General features: G+C 40.3%; 15 protein-coding genes, 1 pseudogene and 1 riboswitch. Of the genes and pseudogenes, 4 read left to right on the plus strand and 12 right to left on the minus strand.

Annotation, left to right across the window (positions count from 1 at the left end):
* The first annotated feature begins 211 nt into the window (after positions 1-211).
* Both ACYRY3_RS31320 and ACYRY3_RS31325 read left to right on the plus strand, forming a co-directional pair.
* Positions 212-2467 (plus strand): O-linked N-acetylglucosamine transferase, SPINDLY family protein, encoded by a 2256-nt coding sequence (locus ACYRY3_RS31320; protein WP_460205564.1) that lies wholly within the window; start codon positions 212-214, stop codon positions 2465-2467.
* A gap of 20 nt (positions 2468-2487) precedes the next feature.
* Complete coding sequence (locus ACYRY3_RS31325) at positions 2488-3657, plus strand: glycosyltransferase family 4 protein (protein WP_460205565.1); 1170 nt, start codon at positions 2488-2490, stop codon at positions 3655-3657.
* Between the two features lie 54 nt (positions 3658-3711).
* On the opposite strand, the gene ACYRY3_RS31330 is transcribed toward ACYRY3_RS31325, so the two are convergent.
* From ACYRY3_RS31330 to ACYRY3_RS31370, 9 genes are all read right to left on the minus strand, one after another.
* On the minus strand, positions 3712-6144 hold the full coding sequence (locus tag ACYRY3_RS31330) for a glycosyltransferase (protein WP_460205566.1): 2433 nt from the start codon (positions 6142-6144) through the stop codon (positions 3712-3714).
* 145 nt (positions 6145-6289) lie between these two features.
* Complete coding sequence (locus ACYRY3_RS31335) at positions 6290-7336, minus strand: hypothetical protein (RefSeq protein ID WP_460205567.1); 1047 nt, start codon at positions 7334-7336, stop codon at positions 6290-6292.
* Positions 7333-8082, minus strand: a complete 750-nt coding sequence (locus tag ACYRY3_RS31340; RefSeq protein ID WP_460205568.1) for a cytidylyltransferase domain-containing protein — start codon at positions 8080-8082, stop codon at positions 7333-7335. Before ACYRY3_RS31340 ends, ACYRY3_RS31335 begins: the two co-directional genes overlap by 4 nt.
* On the minus strand, positions 8064-9116 hold the full coding sequence (locus ACYRY3_RS31345; RefSeq protein WP_460205569.1) for an N-acetylneuraminate synthase family protein: 1053 nt from the start codon (positions 9114-9116) through the stop codon (positions 8064-8066). Before ACYRY3_RS31345 ends, ACYRY3_RS31340 begins: the two co-directional genes overlap by 19 nt.
* Positions 9117-9508: 392 nt before the next feature.
* Complete coding sequence (locus tag ACYRY3_RS31350; protein ID WP_460205570.1) at positions 9509-10213, minus strand: class I SAM-dependent methyltransferase; 705 nt, start codon at positions 10211-10213, stop codon at positions 9509-9511.
* 6 nt (positions 10214-10219) lie between these two features.
* Positions 10220-11443 carry an ATP-grasp domain-containing protein gene (locus tag ACYRY3_RS31355; RefSeq protein WP_460205571.1) on the minus strand — a complete coding sequence of 408 codons (1224 nt, stop codon included), beginning with the start codon at positions 11441-11443 and terminating at the stop codon, positions 10220-10222.
* Positions 11444-11472: 29 nt separating this feature from the next.
* Positions 11473-12678, minus strand: a complete 1206-nt coding sequence (pseC, locus tag ACYRY3_RS31360; RefSeq protein ID WP_460205572.1) for a UDP-4-amino-4,6-dideoxy-N-acetyl-beta-L-altrosamine transaminase — start codon at positions 12676-12678, stop codon at positions 11473-11475.
* Positions 12636-13625 (minus strand): UDP-N-acetylglucosamine 4,6-dehydratase (inverting), encoded by a 990-nt coding sequence (pseB, locus tag ACYRY3_RS31365; protein WP_460205573.1) that lies wholly within the window; start codon positions 13623-13625, stop codon positions 12636-12638. Before pseB ends, pseC begins: the two co-directional genes overlap by 43 nt.
* 100 nt (positions 13626-13725) lie before the next feature.
* Positions 13726-14133 (minus strand): tetratricopeptide repeat protein, encoded by a 408-nt coding sequence (locus ACYRY3_RS31370; protein ID WP_460205619.1) that lies wholly within the window; start codon positions 14131-14133, stop codon positions 13726-13728.
* Between the two features lie 1291 nt (positions 14134-15424).
* Between ACYRY3_RS31370 and ACYRY3_RS31375 the strand changes: the two genes are divergently transcribed.
* Entirely contained in the window at positions 15425-15649 is a 225-nt protein-coding gene (locus ACYRY3_RS31375) for a DUF4327 family protein (RefSeq protein ID WP_038079617.1), read from the plus strand.
* 75 nt (positions 15650-15724) lie between these two features.
* On the opposite strand, the gene ACYRY3_RS31380 is transcribed toward ACYRY3_RS31375, so the two are convergent.
* The 3 genes from ACYRY3_RS31380 to ACYRY3_RS31390 form a co-directional block, all read right to left on the minus strand.
* On the minus strand, positions 15725-16945 hold the full coding sequence (locus ACYRY3_RS31380) for a protein kinase domain-containing protein (protein ID WP_460205574.1): 1221 nt from the start codon (positions 16943-16945) through the stop codon (positions 15725-15727).
* A gap of 119 nt (positions 16946-17064) precedes the next feature.
* On the minus strand, positions 17065-19077 hold the full coding sequence (locus ACYRY3_RS31385) for a serine/threonine phosphatase (protein ID WP_460205575.1): 2013 nt from the start codon (positions 19075-19077) through the stop codon (positions 17065-17067).
* A gap of 203 nt (positions 19078-19280) precedes the next feature.
* Positions 19281-19886: a pseudouridine synthase gene (locus ACYRY3_RS31390; protein ID WP_460205576.1), complete on the minus strand. Its 606-nt coding sequence runs from the start codon at positions 19884-19886 to the stop codon at positions 19281-19283.
* A gap of 84 nt (positions 19887-19970) precedes the next feature.
* Positions 19971-20066: riboswitch (TPP riboswitch) on the plus strand.
* A gap of 10 nt (positions 20067-20076) precedes the next feature.
* Between ACYRY3_RS31390 and thiC the strand changes: the two are divergent.
* Positions 20077-21090: pseudogene (gene thiC, locus ACYRY3_RS31395) on the plus strand (phosphomethylpyrimidine synthase); the annotation flags it as partial.
* Positions 21091-21800 lie beyond the last annotated feature (710 nt).

Raw genomic sequence — 21800 nt, forward strand, 5'->3', positions numbered from 1 at the left:
TATTGGGAATAAATTTACAGCAAGAGTGAGTAGGGTGAACTACTCACTCAATTTTTGTTAACTGACATCTTGCACCTTCTTAATAAGGGCTGGTGGGTAGCGATCACCTACGAAAAGATAAGCTTTTTGGGCTTTAATTTTTGCTATAAGAAGATGGTTCAAGATATGATTTCAAGGTTAATTTATTACAGTATTTATTAAGCTTTATTTTATGATTTTTCATGACTCTGTTGTTAATTATACTCTTTCTTCTCAGCAAGCTTATCAATGCTTAATTCAGAAGGACTATTACAAGGCTACAAGCCTCTATGAACAAGCAATCACCATTGACCCAGAACAAAAACTACACTATTGGTACTTAGGATTAACGTTGTTGTTGCAAGGGCAAGAAACAGAAGCACAAGCAACTTGGTTAATGGCAATAATGGAGGATACACCAGAACAAACCGATGAGTGTAATGTAGAACTCTTGCAGGTACTACAAGCAGAAGCCGAACGGTGTTTGGAGCAAGAAGATTATTCAACTGCTTGGATAATTAGGCATCAAATACAGGAATTTCAGCCCACGGATTTAAATAATCTTTTGCACCTAATTCAATTAGCAATTAAACTGGACACTTTTACTGGAGATGAGTTAGCTTCTTTGGGAATCATTGAACTTCTGGGTTCGCAACAACCTTCAGATGTTGATGCTCAGTGGTTACTGCAAATTCTGGAAGGAGTGATAGATTCTGCTCCAATTCACGATTTAACTGTAAAATTTGCAGAAGCCTGTATACCCTTTATTAAGAATTTACCTGATTGTTTATTCGTACTGCTTTTCGCAGCAATAAAAATTGCCTCTTCGCTACAACAACCAATACAAGCAACTCGCCTAGCAGAGTTATGTCTTCGTGTAAATCCTTCCAATCCAGAATTATTACGGCATCTTTCTAGCCTCTATCAAAATATTGGTAATTACGACGAAGGCATAGAAATGGCGAGAAGATGCTATGCCCTGACAAAGACACTTGCAGATAGAGTATTTGCTAATAATTTGATACTGCGTGGGTTAATGCATGCAGGTGGGCGCTGGGAAGAAGCTTGTTTGGTATTAAAGGAACAGGAGTCTCTTATAGAGAAACTCTTAGAAGAAAAACCTACACTGCTGGACAAAGCTACAGTTGTAAGATTATATAACTCAACTTATTTTTTCCCTTACTTTCAAGACTTAGCGCATACTAATAGACAAATTCACAATCAAATAGCTCAATTGTGCCAATTTAATATTGAAAATTATGGAAAAGAATATGTAGAGCGATATCGCCAGCGATCGCACGTAGCTCCCAGCATTCCTAATACGACTAGACCTTTAAAAATTGGCTACTTGTCTCAATCGATGAGAAGGCATTCCGTGGGTTGGTTGGCACGATGGTTATTTCAATATCATAACCGAGAGCAATATCAAATTTATGGTTATTTTGTTGCTGCCAACTCCTATCAAGTCAGTTCTCAGCAAACCACTGATGATTTATTACATGAATGGTATATTAATAATGTTGATAAAGCGCATAAGCTAGGAATAGATACTTTTGAAATTGCAGAAAGAATTTATCAAGATGAAATTGATATTCTAGTGGATCTTGATAGCCTAACACTAAATATTTGTTGCGAGGTCATGGCGTTAAAACTTGCTCCAGTGCAAGTCAGTTGGTTGGGTTGGGATGCATCAGGGGTACCTACAATTGATTACTTTATTGCTGACCCCTATGTTCTACCAGAAGAAGCTGGTGATTACTACAGTGAAAAAATTTGGCGCTTACCCCAAACATACATTGCTGTGGATGGATTTGAAGTAGGTGTACCTACATTACGCCGTGATGAGTTGGATATTCCTAGCGATGCTGTAGTTTATCTCAGTTCTCAGGGAGGATACAAGCGCCATCCTGACACAGTGCGCTTGCAAATGCGAATTTTGAAAGAAGTGGCCAATAGCTACTTTTTAATTAAGGGTTCCGCTAACCAAGAATCAATCAAAGCCTTTTTTGAAAGAATTGCAGAGGAAGAAGGGGTAGATTGCGCGAGGCTGAGATTTCTCCCTGAAGTTGCTTTAGAAGCAGTTCATCGCGCTAATTTGGGTATCGCTGATATCGTGCTGGATACTTACCCCTATAACGGTGCTACCACAACTTTAGAAACTCTGTGGATGGGTATTCCTTTAGTCACAAAAGTTGGAAACCAATTTGCTGCCCGCAATAGTTACACCATGATGGTAAATGCTGGTATTCAAGAAGGCATTGCCTGGACTGATGAAGAATATGTAGAATGGGGCGTTCGCTTGGGTAAAGACCCCGTATTAAGACAGCAAATTTCATGGAAATTGCGACAGTCAAGGCAAACAGCGCCTTTGTGGAATAGCAAGCAATTTACTCGGGAGATGGAGAGAGCTTACAAGCAGATGTGGGCAAACTATATTGAAAGCATTTAATTTATATAAGGTTGGTAGTTTTGAATAAGCTGAGAATTTTAATTATTACAAATCTTTATCCCCCACAAGTCATTGGGGGATATGAGCGTCAAATAGCAGACTGTGCGCGACAGTTACATCTTCGCGGTCACGATGTCCTGGTGTTGACGGGTAATACGGAAGAATATCATTCTAACTGCACAACTTTGGAGTCAGAACCCGAAATCCGACGCTGTTTGGAGTTATGGGGAGAATGGACGAATATTGGACCCCAAAGGTTGTCTATTGAGGAAATGGCAATCAGAACTTTTAATAACCGCAAGACCTTAGCTTTGGTGTTAAAAGAGTTTCAACCAGATGTTTGTCTATCGGGTAACATTGATTTTTTGGGAGTGGAACTTTTGGAAAAGGTTTTAGCAGATAACGTACCAGTGGCTCATTACATCATGAATGAACATCCTGGTTATATACCTGCTGTTGCTCCCAAAACTCCGTTACACGAGTACGTTACTTGTAGCAATTGGATTCGAGACGGGTTACAGCAAAAGGGCTATCCAGTTGAGACTGCTCAAACTATTTATCCAGGCGCTGCTGTTGCTGACTTCTATCAGGCAGAACTTCCTCCTCGCGATCGCCTAAACATCGTATATGCCAGTTTACTGATGCCTTACAAAGGTGCTGATGTTCTTATAGAAGCTCTTTGTTTGCTACAAGCCGAAGGTGTTGAGTTTTCAGCAACTTTTGCAGGAGGTACTTTAATACCTGAGTTTGCAGAGGAAGTGAAGCAATTTGTTGAGTCGGAAGGTTTGCAAAATCAAATTCGATTTGCTGGAGTTCTTTCACGTCAAGAACTCAAGGAACTGTACCGCACGCAAAATGTTTTGGTGTTACCTTCCCGGTTTCAAGAACCTTTCAGTATTAGCTTAGTCGAGGCAATGTCCGCAGGTTTGACTATTATTGCTAGCAACACGGGAGGTTCGCCAGAGGCAGTAGAACATGGTAAAACAGGGTTAATTTTTGAGTCTGAGAATTCCCTCGACCTTGCGGATGGGCTGTGTTACTTACTCAAACATCCTGAAGAATGGGAGACAATGACTCGACAGGGACAGCAAAAAGCATTATCTAATTTCAGTTTAACCAATACAGTGGATCGACTAGAAATAGCTATGTCTAAACTAGTACTTCGGTCTAAATCCCTGGTTCTTACGTGAAAAGTAATGGGGTGGGCAATGCCCACCCGACTACGGTATTAATGAAGACTCAAGTTAATTTAAGTTATATGCCGGAATTTTGTCTGCTCCTCGTTGCGCGATCGCATCTTCATTATCATTTTCCAAAATGATTCTCCCTTGAATATGAGCCTGGAGAGCATTCCATTGAATTGCAGATAATTCTCCTATAAGAGAAAATTCTAGTTCTTCAGTAACATCTAAATCTTGCATTAGAAAATTCATAGTTACACTAGATAACAACAATTCTGCATCATCAATAGAAATATTACTAGTGTCTATAAGTAGGGTTATATGAGAACAATCAGGATGAGTCATCAGTGATTGAATCACTCGTTCTAAATCCAAACTGATTGCATCCTCTGATTGGCACCAATCTGGGAAAATAATGAGATTTATTTCCTTAAGCTTTAAAGGCAAGAGTGTAGCATTTATCAAGGTAGAACTTACTGTTTTTGCCATTTTTGACAGAGAGAAATTTTTAGCTTGTTTTAAACCTGCAGCAATTAATGAACGACGAACTCCAGGCTTTTGGATATCACAAAGAGCATTTATCAAGTCATTTACATCATCAATATTTACATATATTGCTGCGTCTCCTACGACTTCTATTGCTGAAGAATTGTTACCAGCAATTACCGGACAACCACAAGCTATTGCCTCTAGTACAGGTAAATTTAAGGCTTCGTTCTTTGATAAATGAACCAGTGCCAGAGCACCAGAATAAGCAACTTTTAACTCTTTATCTTCCAGAGCCAATATGTGAACAATACTACCTGAAGTGTATGTTCTAAACTTAGGTTCTAATACCGAGTTGTTACCAGTGCATACAATTTCAAATCCAGAACTACTAACAAGCTGCCCAAAAGCTTGGAAGAACAAAAGGTTATTCTTGTAATCACTACCACTTGCCTCCACAAGAAAGTAAGGCTTAGAAATTCCGTATTTCGTTTTAAAACTATTGATTTCTTCTTGAAAAGCTACTGAAAATCTGGTCAAATCAATACCATTTTCAGCAATTATTACATTTTCTAATAGAATACTGGGGAAAATTTTAAGTAAGTCATCTGCAGTATTTTTTGAAAAAGCTATATAGGCTGTTGCGTGTTGAATACTGTAATGCTTTTCTTTCCAGATAGGATGATTTAAATCCCATCCCATCATCTCTGGTATCATATCATAAACCATTAACACCCAAGGAGTTGTTATCGGAGTGGTGTAGTAAGTAGAAATAAATACATCTGCTCCTTCTTCATCGCAGATCTGCTGCAGCATTTGCCGCTCAGTATTAGTATTATCGTAATCACAGTCAGGTAAATTGTAATATTTAATACCAGGTATTTTAGGGGCAGTTCCATCTCGGTCAATTACAGTGAGATATTTAGCAAATTCACAATTTGCCCATTCTTGAAGCAGGTATTTCCAAGTTTTAGTAATACTAGTTTGAGCTAGCTGAAAGCAGACACCATCGACAATAATTTTGGGATAGAATTTATTGCTGCTACCATTTACAGAGAAAAGCTGTTTTGAACTCTCTATTTTTTTAAATAATTCTTCTGCATAAAGAAGCTGCTGACGCAATTCTTCAGGAGATTTCAAATACTCAGCCCCTAGATAGGAGTCTACTGTTTTCAGTTGTTCGATTGTCATGCATGGTTTGGGATTCTTGAACAGTGATTTCAACACTTCATCTCTACCGCTTATTGTCGGATGTACATCACGTTTTAAAATCTCTTCACTTTCAGCGGTATAGTAATATTGAAATTTATCCATATAAAAGTAAGAGCAACCTGCTTTTATAGAAAAAAACAGATTTGAGCCTATTTCGTTACTAGCTGAATAACGGTGTGTAGAACAGAGATGATAAAAGCGAAGTAAAAAATTTTTATCAAACATATGACCAGCAGAAACTATTCGCATTCCTCGCTTCTGAAAGGGAATATGTCTTCCAAGTTCAAAATCTTTCCAATAAATAGAAACTGTAACTGGTTGATATTCCTCACTCAGATTGAGTAATTCTTCTGCAAGCCTCTCCCAATCAGCTTGTACTATAACATGATGAGTAGAGTGCGCTGGGAAAAAAATTGTTCCCTTTCTTTCAGGTTTTGGATACTCTTTTAATAATTCAACTAAATATAAAAATGGAGACGCTGATGGAATAACTACTTTATTTATTGTATTTTTTTGAATTAAATTAATATATGTTTTTTCATGGTAAGAAGGGTAAGCAAATATTACAGGCAGGGGAGAATAAATTTCTGCTTCCCAGATGGAATCACCAAGATACACACCATGTGGTATTACAGCTTTTAAAGGATAAGTTTCTGGCAATCCTGCATATTGTTTTAAAATAAAATCATTTCCATAAAAAGCATTTCCGAAAAAAAATTCGTGGGTTTGGAAATGGCTGTTTAAACAGAGATGGTAAAGGTTATTTTGATTAGAGAGAGTTTCTTTGAGTGTTAGCATGATAGTACTATTTAGTGTTAGTTGTGTGACCTATTAAGTCTTTTGATGTCTTCGGATTAATTTTCTGTGTTTGTTTCATATTTTTACAACATTAAAAGCAATTATTTTAAATAATAATATTTAAAATAATTATTTAATGTTTAATTTATTGTTTATTTTTAGAAGCAATTTGCTCTGCTAGTTTAGAGATTTTATCTACAATTCGATCTACTCCTTTACCATCAACATTTTGCCATCCCGCTCTTGCTATTTTATGAAGTAAATCAATATTTTGAATGAATTTAAAGAGGTGCATTGCCGCATTTTTAACTTCACCTAAATCCTTCAATAAACCTATCAAACTAAGCTGTTCTACATAATATTTCATGGGACCCCAGGCAACTACCGCACAAGGTTTTCCCAAACACATTGCTTCGTATGAAGTGATGCCTCCTAAAGTAACAATTAGGTCATGATCTAGCATTAGCTGTGCTAGAGAATTGGGAGATTTTAATATTCTTAAATCTTTATTGATGTTAGCAATAAGCTCCAATTGACTAACTTGTGATGGATTAAAAGCCGGACCTATGACAGTAGTAACACAGAAGGATGAATTGATGTCTTGATGCAATAAACTACGAACTAGTTGGAGAGTAAGATTTTCAGGATCGGCTCCACCCAAAGTGATTAGTACTTTACTCACTCTTTCTCCTTGCCAAGGTGCAAGAGGACGTAATTGAGCGATTGATTCGCGGATAATTAGGTACGGGGCTCCTATCAATCCCACCCCTGTAAAAGAAATTGGTAAGTCTTCTGGGGATTTAAACGCATCGGCATCAATTAACATATCAGCAACAAAGCGTCCTATTCCACTATCATTTATGTGGACAAAACCTTGATATCCTTGGCTTTTCGCTGTTACCACATCTTCAGGTTGCACGTTCAGTAAATCAGTTACCAAAACACAAACCCCTTTCTGTTGACAAATACGCGATCGCTCAGTGAGTGCAGCTTGAGAATCAGGAACAACCATGACCTCACATTTAGCAGGTCGAAAGCGTGCAGCAAGCTCTGGAGTGGTTTCCCACAACAACACTACTTTTTCCCAAAATTCCGTCTTACTTAAAGCATTAGCCAGAGTTGCTGTTCGAGACAGGTGACCAACTCCTATTGCACTGCCACCAGCAGCTTGTAGCACAACTGAAAAGCTCATTTAAGGTTTTCCTCATAATCACGTTGCCACTCAGGGTGTGCATCTAGAACAGCTACAATATCCTTTGCACAGGCATTTTCAGCATTGGTACCGAGACAGCCTACAATTAAACGAACTAAATTCAGTTCTTTATTAGTATCTACACTCAGTTTCCAATGAGGTCGTGATAACTCTTGAACTGGAGCCAGTCGGGCAATTTTAAACTTTTCTGGAAAATTATCTACTGGCAGTGTTACGTGTTCTTTATCTGCAGCAGTCTTGCCTAACTGGGTCATCTTATTGAAAGCACCTTTTGTGAACAATTCAGCATTAAATCCATTAGGATAACTCGTTGAATAATAAGGCTGAGCCAGAATATGGCTGTAGTCTGTATTTTTTCGTTGTTTTATCTCAACTAAACTATCCAATAAAGTCCAATCAACCAAAGGACAATCTGCTGTAATCCTAAAAATCAAAGAAGCTTCAGTTTTTTGAATGAGTTGTTCGTAGCGAGAGCGAACGTCTTGAGGGTCTCCCCGCAGTACACTAGCTTTTCTCTCAACGGCTTCTACGAGAGCGTCATCTTCAGGATTTGTTGTAGTCAAAATCCAAACTTCATCTATTTGGCTGGCTCTTTTTACTCTGTCTATTACCCAATGAACAATTGGTTTTCCACCAAGATCCATAAGTGATTTACCAGGAAGACGAGTAGAACCCATACGAGCCTGAATTCCAGCTACAACTCGATTCATTTGAACATTTTCCATTGCAACACAGTATTTTCTGCTAAATCGACAGTAACTTTCATTCCTAAGACAGCATCTAGAAATTGTGGCGCAATTCCTCCACCAGGGCGGACAACTTTGATATCTTCAATTTGTAAACGATGACCTGCTACTACCTTATGACGCAATACCAAAGAACGTATTGAGGTTTTGCGCTCCGTTTCTTCACAAGCAAGAATACGCTTTCGAGGATGACCTAGAGCAGTATAAGTATCTTTTGTTACACAAATTAGCTGTTTCAGTTGCGCCATATCCAGACTAAACCAATGATCTGGTCCAACATCATCCTGATTAAGCGTAACGTGTTTTTCTACTACCCTAGCACCTAAGGTAACTGCAGCAATTGATGCTGTCATTTCCAAACTATGGTCAGAAAACCCAATTACACATTCGGGATAAAGAGTAGCAAGGGTAGGGATGACTCGTAGGTTCATCTCCTCTATCGGTGCGGGATATTGGGCAACACAATGCATGATGCATAAATTACTACAACCATTTTCAAATAAAGTTGTTATGGCAGTATCAGCTTCTGCCAAAGTACACTTACCGAGTGATAGCAAAACAGGCTTTCCTGTTTGGGCAATACGACGTAGCATTGGTAGATGATTTACATCAGAAGCAGCAACTTTAAAGCAGGGTACATCTAGTCCCATCAAGAAATCCACCCCTTCCTCACTAAAAGGAGTTGAAAAAATTTCCAATCCTAACTCACGAGCGAGTTGGAAAAGATCCGCATGAGCCTCACGCGGTAAAGTTAGGCGTTGAAATAAATCGCCTATACGTTCCTTACGTTCTTTTCCTGAAGATCCCCAACTGATAACTCGTTCATAGTCAGATATCAGTTCTTCTGGTGTATAGGTTTGGAATTTAACAGCTTTTGCTCCCGTTGCCGCTATTTGATGAAGCAATAATTCTGCTTTTTTAACATCGCCATCATGGTTGGCACCAATTTCTGCTACAACTAAAGGAGGAGCATCACTTCCTACTTGAATTTTCCCAATCATAAAATTAGGCACGATATTATCCTTTATCAAAACTGTAGTATGCTTGCCGCTTGAATTGTTGATTAATTTTGTTAATACTTTGATTGCAAAGAAAACTATAAAAACTTGAAAGAAAATGCCAAAAAAATCTTCCAGATTTGAGTATTTTTTTGCCATCATTTTTAAAGTTTTCTAGCCTTCATAATCGTCAAAATTCAATGCTTCTTCAGTAACTAATTCCAAATGTTTTGACTAAATCTCTAACTGCAGATAATTTTCTATCCCAGATGTATTTTGAAAATCATTTTTTTGGAATAGACACCCATTCCTCTAACAATAAATGTTAACTTTATAATTAAAAGATTGAGAATATCAAAAGCTTTAAGCTTCTTAAGATAAATGCAGTCTATTACCTCTACTGAAAATTAATCAAGACGCTTTCCCCAAACTATCCACCAACTATGCTTTTCCTTCATATTGTTTTTACACCAATCCCATCGTTCTAAATTTTCTAATTGAAATCCTGCTTCATGAATTAGTTCCCTGACATTTTTTTCATCAAGAAATGTGTAATGAGATCCTGCATATGCACCAGCTCGTTCATCCAAGAAAAAATGCTCATTTTCTAATTGGTTTCCCAACCCATAAAACCAGTTATCTTTAGTACGAAAATTAACACAAATCCTTCCATTAGGACGTAAAGTGTTAAATATTAGCTTTAAAATATTAGAAATTTCTTCAAGTGGATAGAGAAACAAAGTTCCCCAGCAAATAATAACATCGAATTTGTTTTTACAAAAATTTACATTACGAAAATCATCAATAATAATATCACCAAGAAGTGGATTTTCTCCGTATAATTCCCTCACGAGATCCCCTGCTTCGGGAACAAGTTCTACTCCACTAGCTCTATAACCAAAATCCATAAGTAAATTTAAATGCTGCCCGGAGCCAAATCCAATATCTAGACCTTCTTTAAGAGCGGTTTTATCCGTCTTAAGACTTGAAAGAAAACGCACTACATATTCATTTGGATAATATAATTTATGCTGCTTCAGTTCCTTTGTAGCAAAAGACTTATTTTCAGCATTAATTTGCGATAGAGTGAGTTTAGAATACATTTGGCTCATAATTTACTATTCCTCTACGTAAAATTTAATTTCATTAGCTGCTGTGTACCAAAGGCGATCTGCTTCTTCTCTTGTTTGAGCATGGGTTAAGAGGTAACCAACGCGATAACCTAGTGCGCCAGTTCGACGTTCTTGGATAACATCATCTGGTTCAAGAAAGGTTTCAACAGCAACAATTCCTGGCATTTCACGAACTTTCTCTATTCCTTCAATTGCTAAAAAACGTCCTGTTGGTGCGGAAAGCATTCGCAAAACAGATCCTTGATGATGTTTGGAACGGAAATCTGCTTTATCTCCAAGATAGAATTGAATGACTTCGTAGATAGTTTTTATCCCTGTCGCAGCAGGAATCATCTTTGCATTGATGTTAAAACCGGATGGTCGTCCAGAAATGTCTAAAATGACTAATTGACCTGTTTTATCAACTATAATGTCCGCATGAACTAAACAATCTTGCAATCCCAATGCTTTGCAAGCAGTAGTCATGATTTTGTTAATTTTAGCATGAACAAAATTAGTAAGATTTGTGGGAGTTAGATAAGCATAAGGTAATCGAAATGGAAGTTCTGTTATTTCCTTGTCTCGTATAAGTATTATTGAATGATTGTTGCCATTAACAAAACTATCTACTCCTATTTCTTGACCAATGACAAAACTTTCAACTATCGATTGTTCTAATTGTTTGCTTTTTTGTCTTTGCTCAAAATGCCACGGTAACCAATGTAAAAATTCAGTTTTATCTCTAGCCGCAAATACTCCTAGGCTTCCACTACCATAACGAGGTTTAACAACTACTGGGTAATCAACTTGTTCTGCTGCCTTTAAAAGTGATTCTGCATCAGTAGCCAGGGCAAAATTTGGTGTAGGTAATCCAGCATCTGCTAAGATTTTACGCGTGAGTAATTTGTCCGTGCAGTTCTTGGCTGCATCTTCAGAAATTCCTCTTAAGCCTAGTGCATCATTAACGGCTCCAACCGTTGTCAAAATTGCGCCTAAAGGAACAGGCAACACACAGCGAATGTTGGCTTCTTGTGCTAGTTGAATAACTTTCTTCTTATCTCGCAGATCCATAATTATGCCTCGATCTGCTACTTGTAATCCTATTGCTTTAGAGTTGCCATCTACTGCGATAACTCTTAGTCCCATTTGTTGGGCAATCTCAATGGCTGGTAGCTGTTCTGTTCCAGCACCTATACATAAAACATTAATATCATTGCTTTCTTTTCCCATGATTCAATACTTAATTTGATAAGTCCTATCTATTGAAGCAAGCTTTTTATCATATTCCCTACAAAATCTTGCAATTCTTCTGTCAAAGCATAATATATGGGAATACTAATTGTCTCCTGATAGTAATACTCAGCTTGTATATAATCTCCCCACTTAAATCCTAATTTTTGGTAGTAAGGCTGAGTATGAACTGGAATATAGTGTAAATTTACACCGATACCTGCTTTACGAAGCTCTTCAAAGACCTGGTGGTGAGTTTTAGCAATCTTATTTAGTTTGAGCCTAATCACATATAAATGCCAGCTTGACTCAGTATCGGGATGTTGCCACGGCAATACAAGCGGCAATCCTCGCAGCATTTGATTGTAACGCTCAGCCAAAAAACAGCGACGTTTGATAAATTCGTCTAACCGTTGCAACTGGCTAATGCCCAAGGCTGCTTGGATGTCAGTCATGCGATAGTTAAAGCCCAAATCCAACTGCTCGTAGTACCAAGAACCGTGAGGTTCCCCTTGCATTAAATCTACATTTCGGGTGATGCCGTGACTCCGAAGCCCGATTAGCTTCTGATACAAATCCTCCTGATTTGTCAGCACCATACCGCCTTCACCAGTTGTAATGATTTTAACTGGATGAAAACTAAAAACTGTTACATCAGAAAATTGGCAACAGCCAATAGGTTGTCTTTGATAACTTCCCCCAATAGCATGAGAAGCATCTTCGATGATTTTGAAACCGTAGCGTTGTGACAAAGCAGAAATTTGTTCCATTTCACAGGATTGTCCTGCAAAATGCACGGGTACTAAGACTTTGGGCAAGCACCCTTGCTTCTCAGCCCAAGCCAACTTCCGCTCTAACTCACTTACATTGAGGTTGTAGGTACGGGGATTGATATCTACAAAATCAACCTTGGCACCACAGTATAACCCACAGTTTGCTGAAGCCACAAATGTGTTTGGTGATGTCCATAAAATATCCCCTTGTTCTAAACCCATAGAAAGACAAGCAATGTGTAATGCTGCTGTTGCACTGGATACTGCTACGGCATATTTTGCACCACAATAGTCGGCGACAGCTTGCTCAAACCGTTCTATAGTTGGTCCTTGCGTAATCCAGTCCGATCGCAAAACTTTAACAACAGCATCGATATCTTCTTGACTTATACTTTGTCGCCCGTAGGGAATATAGTGACTCATTGCTTCAACATATCTAGCAGTTGGAAACCTGTCAGCCATTCTGTATTTGTGTCGGAACTATACTCAAACCCTTCAGGTGCAGGAGTTCCTTTTTCACCTAAAGCATTACAAGTATAATCTAAAACTTGGCTATACTGAATAGTCGGTTTAATGACGTAGTGATCTTCAAACTCTATTGCTAAGTGAGAAGATTCAGCAGAAAACATGGCTTCATGCAGTTTTTCCCCCGGTCTAATACCAACAATCTTTATTGGCACTCCCGGCGCTAGGGCTTCAGCAAGGTCTATCATTTTCATTGAGGGAAGTTTGGGTATATAGATTTCTCCCCCTTGCATCCTTTCAAAACTCTTTAGCACCATTTCTACCGCTTGTGGGAGTGTAATCCAAAAGCGAGTCATTCGCGGATCGGTAACGGGTATCTCTAGTGCTTTTTCCCGAATCAATTTTTGAAACAGCGGAACCACTGACCCTCTAGACCCGACGACATTACCATAGCGCACGACAGAAAATCGAGTTCTGAGTTCTCCAACAATATTATTAGCAGCGACAAAGAGTTTATCGGCAGCTAGCTTGGTCGCTCCATAAAGATTAATCGGATTGACTGCTTTATCTGTTGATAGGGCAATGACTTTCTCGACTTCCTGCTCAATTGCTACATCTATGACGTTATTTGCGCCGTGAATATTTGTCTTTATACATTCCATGGGATTGTATTCAGCCGCAGGAATCTGCTTGAGGGCAGCAGCATGGACGACACAATCCACACCCCGAAAAGCCAAACGCAGGCGATCGCGATCGCGTACATCACCAATAAAGTAACGCATTACGGGCGAGTTGAACTCCTGTGCCATCTCATACTGTTTCAGTTCATCCCGTGAGTAAACGATTATTTTCCGAGGTTGGTATCGATTTAGCAAAGTTTTGACTAGTTGCTTGCCAAATGAGCCCGTACCACCCGTTATCAAAATAGACTTATCATTGAACATTGTTCGACCGCTTATTGTAACAACTTATTACTTATACAAAAAGTTTTTTAGAGACTTTTCTATCAAATTACCTAATGAATGAGTATCAAATAGGCTTAGACTACTTACTAGTTTGCTGTTTCTGCTGACCCGCGTTCGTCTTCAACTGCTCCAATAGGACTTTGTATTCTTGCCGTTCGGGACGCAACTTTACTAGCTTCTCCAATAGTGGAATAGCGCCTTTATTGTCCTTCAACTTAATACGTAACAACATCAAACCTTCCAGCGCCACTTGGTTTTCTGGTTCTCGTTGTAAAACTAACTCAAAACCCCGCGCCTGTTGTTTCAATGAATTGTCTGGTGATTCTGCTTGTGGTGTTCCACTTTGAACAACCTGTTGCAATGTGGGAACTACTGCAGCTACCCCAGAACCTGCAAACGATACAATAGAAATCCAAGTTATAATCCTTTTTCGGCGATTAATCTGCTTTTGACGAGCAACTAAGTACTTTTCCCCTGCACTAGCCATGTTTTCCGTATCTGCTGTGGTCAATACTTAACTATCAGCAACCCTCCCGTTATGAGAGTACCCACAGCCCCAAAGAAACTAACACCTGAGTCCGCACATTTTCCAAAAAAACTTTGAAAGCTATTTTTAGCTGCAAGTTTATATCTTTTCTATCTTGCAGATTTTTGCCAACAACCTGATGACTGGTAAATTTACTTATCAATATGAAACACGACAAATGCTTGTCAATGTTGGGTTTCGTTCCTCAACTCAACCTACGTAATTTCATGGTTGGAACTATCCCTTACAGTATTGATGCCACTCCTACAATCAGAGTTCGATCTTGCAAGAGTTTATGCCAATACAAATATTTTTTAGAGAGAGTAAATTCACTGTTGCATAAAGTGAGTTATCTTAACTAATTGTTATAACTTTATCTTCCTAAAGATAGACGTAGATATAACTTTAAGCACTCTATTTTGTAACTCGGTCATTTGCCCTTACTGGTATGAATGACTTGTGATAGCTTTGCTACAGCATAGCGGCAGCTCGCAATTTCCAAGTTACCATTATAGGGTTTGCACATACTTGTAGCAGTTTTTCTTCATGTGAGGTACACCCAATTGTAAGGGAAGGGTGACATTCTTCACCCCTACCAATCAGCCTCACTGTCTCACAAACCGCTACAACAATTGACAGGCTTTATGGAAAGACTTGGTTAGAGAAATGTGTCCCTTGTTACACAATATGAGTAAGGGCTGATTCTGATATGCTGCTGTGCTTCTTACAGTGTCAGCTATCTGCTAAATTTTACTCTGGTTAAATAATTAAGTTTTTATAAAGTTTGAGTTTGGTGCTATCTAATTTTGGATGTTTGCGATATCCTTCTAAATAACGTTTGATGAATGTGCAAACCTTAATCTCAGTTGCAAAACTCTCGATATTATTCCTAAAGGCTGAGGACATTTCTTAAAACATAGCTTTGAAAAAAAACTTGCATACATTATGCTGAAAAAAGCAGGTAATATTTTGCCAGTCCTACCAAAATGGATTATCTGTGCAAATAAAAAGCAACTTAGCTTTTTAATACCGATGTCCGTTATAAATTCTTGGGGGCAAATTTAACTTAGTTTGTGGTAATTACCGTACAAAACCGAAGTAAACCGTACCGTAGTTGGGTAAGCTATGATATAGTTAAGAAGTTAAGACTGGCTTTGCGAAAGTACAAAACTCTACGCAACGGAATTATTCCAAAACGGAAAGCAGTTTTGATTAAGCATTTACTAAACCAAATCTGAAATTAATTGAGGTTATGAGTAGTAAGCAACAAGTAATTCACCCGATGGTGAAGTTGCAGCGGAATGTGCATTCGCTTGTAGAATCTAAGATTATCAAACCCACAGATAGCATCTGGAAAATAGCATTGCTCTTTGGCAATGACTGGCAGCATTGGAAACAAGAGCTGCTAGATTATGGGTTTAGTATGCAAGACCCAGTGAGCGAATTGCTATCTGTAGAAGCATGGGACGAAGAATAGAGGTGGTAGAGACGCTTCAAACAGTGCGTCTCTACATTGGTTAGCGATCGACAACCAACCACTAACAAACACCCCTTACTGGCAGACAGACAGTGCAGCCGCTAATTCTTTAGCGCTCTGGTAGCGATCGCGTGGCAAAGGTTCCGTCACACGGTCAATTACCTCCCTTAATTTGGGAGTAATGGTGGGAATATTTGCCACCTCAAACCGAAAAGTTCGTCCCCGTTGGCGGTAGAACTTAAAGGGGCTTTCGCCACTAAGCAGAAAAATAAGCGTTGGACCAATAGCGTATAGGTCGGATTGGGTCACGGGCTGTCCTCGTTCTTGTTCGGGGGCGCAATAACCCTCTGCACCAATACGGGTACCAGGGACAGTTCCAATCTCTTTAACAGCGCCAAAATCTAGTACCACAATACGATTATTAGCATTGCGTACCATGAGGTTCGCAGGTTTAATATCGCGGTGGATAAGAGGAGGCTCTTGGCTGTGAATATAGTCCAAAATATCGCAGGTTTGAATCATCCAAGCGATCGCTTGGCTTGGTGTTACCGGACCTTTCTTGTAAATCAGCTTTTCTAAATCCTGCCCGTGGACTAATTCCATCGCTAAATACTTCTTCCCAGCTTCCACAAAAAAATCATAATATTTGGGAATTCCAGAATGGCTCAGGGATTTAAGAGTGTGCGCCTCTCTTTCAAATAATTCCTGTGCCTTAGCGATTTTAGCCATATCGGCATTCATTTGCTTCAACACCAGTAATCCCCGTTGTCCGGCAATTTTACCGGCGGCATCCCGTGCTAAATAAGTCGTACCCATACCCCCTTGCCCTAAGATTCGCAACACTTGATAGTGACGAATCGTGTGCAGAATATTCAGGGGTTGACCGCAGTGGATGCAAAATAAATTCTCAGGAGAATTTCCTGCGTGTGTGCAATTAGGCACATCTGGAGACCGTTGTGGTAGAGTTTCCCAGTTCATTTGAAATTGCAGGAGCGGACCTCCCTGTGCCAATTGCAACAAGGAATTATCGGGAACAAACCCCTGAGTAACCAAAACCCCGTTAAGAAAAGTCCCATTTGTACCTCTACTAATCACCTGCCAAGAACCGCCCTTAGAATTGCCAGATTCGGCAGAACCCATTTGTCTAAGTTCCAGATGATGTCGTGAAACCAAGCTATCGGTCAAAACGATGTCATTGTCCGCCGAGCGACCAATCCGGATAACAGTTTCATCCTGAAAGTGCCAGTGCTGGAGGGGTGTTTTTTCTTGCGGTTCTAAAAGGGTCAGTGTGACCATAGGCGATTTTAAAGTGAAGAATGGGGAGAGGGGACAACGGGAGGGGATACAAGGAGAAGGGGAGGCAAGGAAAGTTCTTGTCTGCTTATCTCCTTATGTCCTTGTCCCCAATCCAAAATTCACAGCTGCTGTTCCATGTTTGGTCGTACCTTTGCTCGGATAACAACAGCAGTAATATTGTCATGACCATTGTAATTGTTTGCCAAATCAATGATAGATTTTACACCGCGCTCTAAATTAGCGCTAGAACTCAGCAAAGGTTGCAAGTGAGTCTCCCAATGGATTGTCAGAAAATTGTTATCTGACAACCCATCTGAAGCGAGAATAAACAAGGTATCCTCATTTACCTCTAAAAACTTAACATCGGGAATGATAAAATTCTCATCCCGCGGACCGAGAGCTTGGGTGAGTTGATAAGCATCAGGGCGAGCATAAGCCACAGTAGGTTCAACTCCTCGAGAAATTTCTCTTTGACCAACTTCGTGGTCTACCGTTATTTGTTCCAATCCCCCCTTGCGAGTGACTCGGTATAGACGGCTATCTCCCACGTGAGCTACGGCAACCTGAGTGTCATACATGAGAACCATAACTAAAGTCGTACCCATACGTCCAACGCCAGAACGGGAATCTTTTTGATTGACATCGTAAATTGCCTTGTTCGCTTGACGTACTGCGTGGCGTATCTCGCTTTCCGTTGGCAGTTGCTTGGAACTCCAATGCTTTTGAAAGTACTGTCTTAAAGTGCTGACAGCCAAAGCACTAGCCACCTCACCGCCTGCGTGCCCGCCCATGCCATCACACAGAACATACAGACCTCTCGCCTGCAAAGTACGGCTATTAGGCAATTCCAATTTATAAATTTCTGTTTCAATACCAAAGTAGTCTTCGTTGTGGTCGCGTTGCCGTCCTACATCGGTTAGCCCTGCATAATCTAGACTAATTAATTGCATTGGTAGAACCACTGTCGGCATATCATCGCCCTTTGACTCTGTGTCTTCTTCTTCATCTAATTGCAAGATAGTAGGAGAAGCAGTACCTTGTGGGAATTCTGAGGTAGCTGAAGGCAGATTCGTAAAAGAATGGCCTTGTAATTCCGAGGAGATAACCTCTAAGCGAGATTGCAATTCCTCTAAGGACTGAATTTTATCTAGTTCTAAATCTCCTAATAAATGTAGAATAGAGCCAAACTGAGTGCGTTGGGATTCTCTAAACAAAGCTTGCCACACTCGTCCTAAAACTTGAATTGTGAACCCCGACCCATCCACAGCAGCTATTGGTGTTTCTATCTCTGTTGAGAATTGACGCTCTGTAGTATCTTCATCTTTAGGTTCTAGGTACAACTTCTGTAATGCCAATGATTGGTCTTCATCCAACCGCAAGTTGGATAACTCCAAAAGACTTTGACGACAGTTGACTTTTTCTAGAACGACCCAAAGTTGAGTCATTTGATAAAAAAAGTTTACGATTTGCAACGAACTCGTTGTTTCTTCATGCCATACGTCAAGTAAGTACTGCCAATTCGATCGGTCTTGAATCAGTACTACCTGGATGTCATTCTGTTGCCAAGCATCGTGGATTGGCGGTATCCCTAAATTACATAAGGATTGTAAAGTAACGTATGGTTGAGCCAGAGTGGGAATTTGACTCGTTCCTACTGATGTTGTCGCCATTCCTTGTTGCTCATTATCCAACATGACCTCAAGAAGAGACCTTTGATAAGGTTGGCAATCTAGCACTCTCACGCACACCTCAGCATTGGGGGCAATTTCTGCCAACGCTGGTAGCGCTTCTAGTAGTTGATATCGCCGCTGCTCATCTAAATAAGACCCGACTGGCAGAGGAGAGGGGGAGGAGGAGACAAGGGGAGGCGCAGAAAGGGAAAGTGGATCTGTAGGGGAGTTCTCCTTGTCCTCTTGTTCTGTCTTGCCAAGCTCCCAATCCCTCGTTACTTTGGTAATAATTGCCCACCAAACTGTTCCGCATTCAGTACCGCAGTTGTCACAGTATTGTGCATCCAAAGCAACGTGAGTACTACATTTCGGACAGATCCGATGGGTCAGTGAAGCGCCACAGTTTTGGCAAAATTTATTGCTGTTGGGGTTATCAAAATTACACTGAGGGCAAATCAGCATTGTGGAAGTTCCTTCATTCCCGTTCCAAGGTGCTTCTAACCACTACAATCCAAAGTGCCACAATTATCAGCACCTGCCTACAGTAGACCTACAATATATTGTGGTTCATATAGTGAATTTTTGTAGCAGTTTTAATTTTTACAAATCTTATCTAGAAATTTTCAATATCGGCAAGCCGCTATGCTGCTATTTCGACGACCTAATTATTTTTGAGTTTTACCTCCAGAAGCCAAACGTAATAATAATTTGAGTTCATTACTAGTTAGGTCTCGAAATTGACCGGGTTGCAAACCCTCTAGTTGTAGATGGGAGATGCTCACCCTTACCAAGCGCAAAGTTGGAAATCCCACAGATGCTGTCATTCGTCGCACTTGCCGATTTTTCCCTTCTGTTAAAGTCATTTCCAACCAAGCAGTTGGCACATTTTTACGAAATCTTATGGGCGGATTGCGTTCTGGTAAAGCTGGTTCTGCTGGTAACAATCGTACCTTGGTTGGTCGAGTACGGTAGTTTTGAATAATAACACCTTCTTTCAGCTTAGCCAACGCCGCATCATCAGGAATTCGTTCTACTTGTATCCAATAAGTACGTTCGTGTCCAAACTGAGGATGAGAAAGGCGGTGTTGTAATTGTCCGTGGTCGGTCAACAGCAGTAAACCCTCACTGTCCCAGTCCAGACGTCCCACCGGATAGATATTGGGAACGTTAATATAATCTTTTAGGGTGCTGCGATCGGGCATATCTTGCGTGAACTGGCAAAGGACTCCATAGGGTTTGTAGAAAAGGATATATCGATAGTTATTAGTCATGGGTCAGTAAAGTAATCCTGACTGCATTTACCTCTCATTTTGTCAACTCCTTGCTTTTTACCATAAGGAAAATGGTAAAATCTTTTCTCAAGCTAGGGGTGCCTGTATAACAGGCTGAGATTAGACCCTTAACACCTGAGTCCGGGTAATACCGGCGGAGGGAAGCTGTTTATCGAGGTAATCAAAATATATGCGGACAGAATGGGTCGCTAAGCGTAGTGGGCAAAGTAATGTTACACAAATGCATTATGCCCGTCAGGGTGTGATAACCGAAGAAATGCACTACGTCGCTCACCGGGAAAACCTTCCCGTTGAACTAATTAAAGACGAAGTGGCACGGGGACGCATGATTATCCCAGCTAATATTAACCATACTAACTTGGAACCAATGTGTATTGGCATCGCTTCCAAGTGTAAGGTTAATGCTAACATTGGTGCATCTCCCAACTCTTCCAATATTGAAGAAGAGCTATCGAAGCTGCATTTAGCTGTGAAATACGGTGCTGACACCGTCATGGACTTATCTACTGGTGGCGGTAATTTGGACAAAATTCGTACTGCCATTATCAATGCTTCATCAGTCCCAATTGGAACTGTACCAGTGTATCAAGCTTTGGAAAGTGTCCACGGTAAAATAGAGAACCTCACACCGGATGACTTTCTCCACGTGATTGAAAAACACGCCCAGCAAGGCGTAGATTATATGACTATTCACGCTGGGATTTTAATTGAACACCTACCCTTGGTTAGAAGCCGCATCACTGGTATCGTATCTCGTGGCGGTGGTATTTTGGCAAGGTGGATGCTAAGCCATCACAAGCAAAACCCGCTTTACACCCACTTCCAAGATATCATTGAGATTTTTAAAAAGTACGATGTATCTTTCAGCTTAGGTGACTCCCTCCGTCCCGGTTGTCTCCATGATGCCTCTGATGAAGCACAATTGGCAGAACTCAAAACCCTCGGACAATTAACTCGCAAAGCTTGGGAACATAACGTACAGGTTATGGTTGAGGGTCCCGGACACGTGCCAATGGATCAAATCGAGTTTAATGTCAAGAAACAAATGGAAGAGTGTTCTGAGGCACCTTTCTACGTACTGGGACCTTTGGTGACAGATATTGCTCCGGGCTACGACCACATTACCTCAGCGATTGGGGCTGCTATGGCTGGTTGGTACGGTACTGCCATGCTGTGCTATGTAATGTTAAGCATACCGCCAGCGTTCATCCTGAGCCAGGATCAAACTCTCCGTTTTGATTCCTCTTGTACAGACGCGCCGTGGCTCGTCTCTACATTTTTGGCTAATTTTTGTTTTTTGTCTTGGGGTTTTCCCCGCGACTTAATTTCTTGACGAGGACTTTAAATGCTTGGCTTTCAAACTATTACTTTATCTTGGTTCGGCTGCGTGCTTCGCGGCTTCTTCGCGCTTCACACTTTATCTAGAGTAACAACCCTATTTCTCTTTGTCAAGGGGTTTCTCTAAATTTTCTTCACCCGTTTCTTTTTTCTAGATGGGGGTGACCTCACAACCTAAGTCCTGCAATAGTTTCAAAGCTCTCGCATCTCGTTTTTAGCTTTCAAACTATATCTTTTTTTCTTGGTTCGGCGTGTCTTCAGGGTCTTTTCCCTTGACACTTCCCTAATATAACGAGAAAATCCAGCCTGTGGGTAGGGAAAACCGTACTTTTTTATTTCGGTTGTCTTTTTCTTTTCGCAAAGCTGACCACCTTCAATCAGCGATCGCTAACTGAGGTTATAGAAGTAGGGGCGAACGGTGGTTCGCCCTTCTAACGGTGGTTCGCCAGGAGTTCCTAGTGGTAAGGATTCAATAGTCCCCGTATCTATTAACCCGTAGATAGAGGCTTCTCTTTAATAGTGTGTGGAAACTGGATACAAGCTTAAAGCACTTGG

It is taken from the genome of Scytonema sp. NUACC21 (assembly GCF_054684315.1).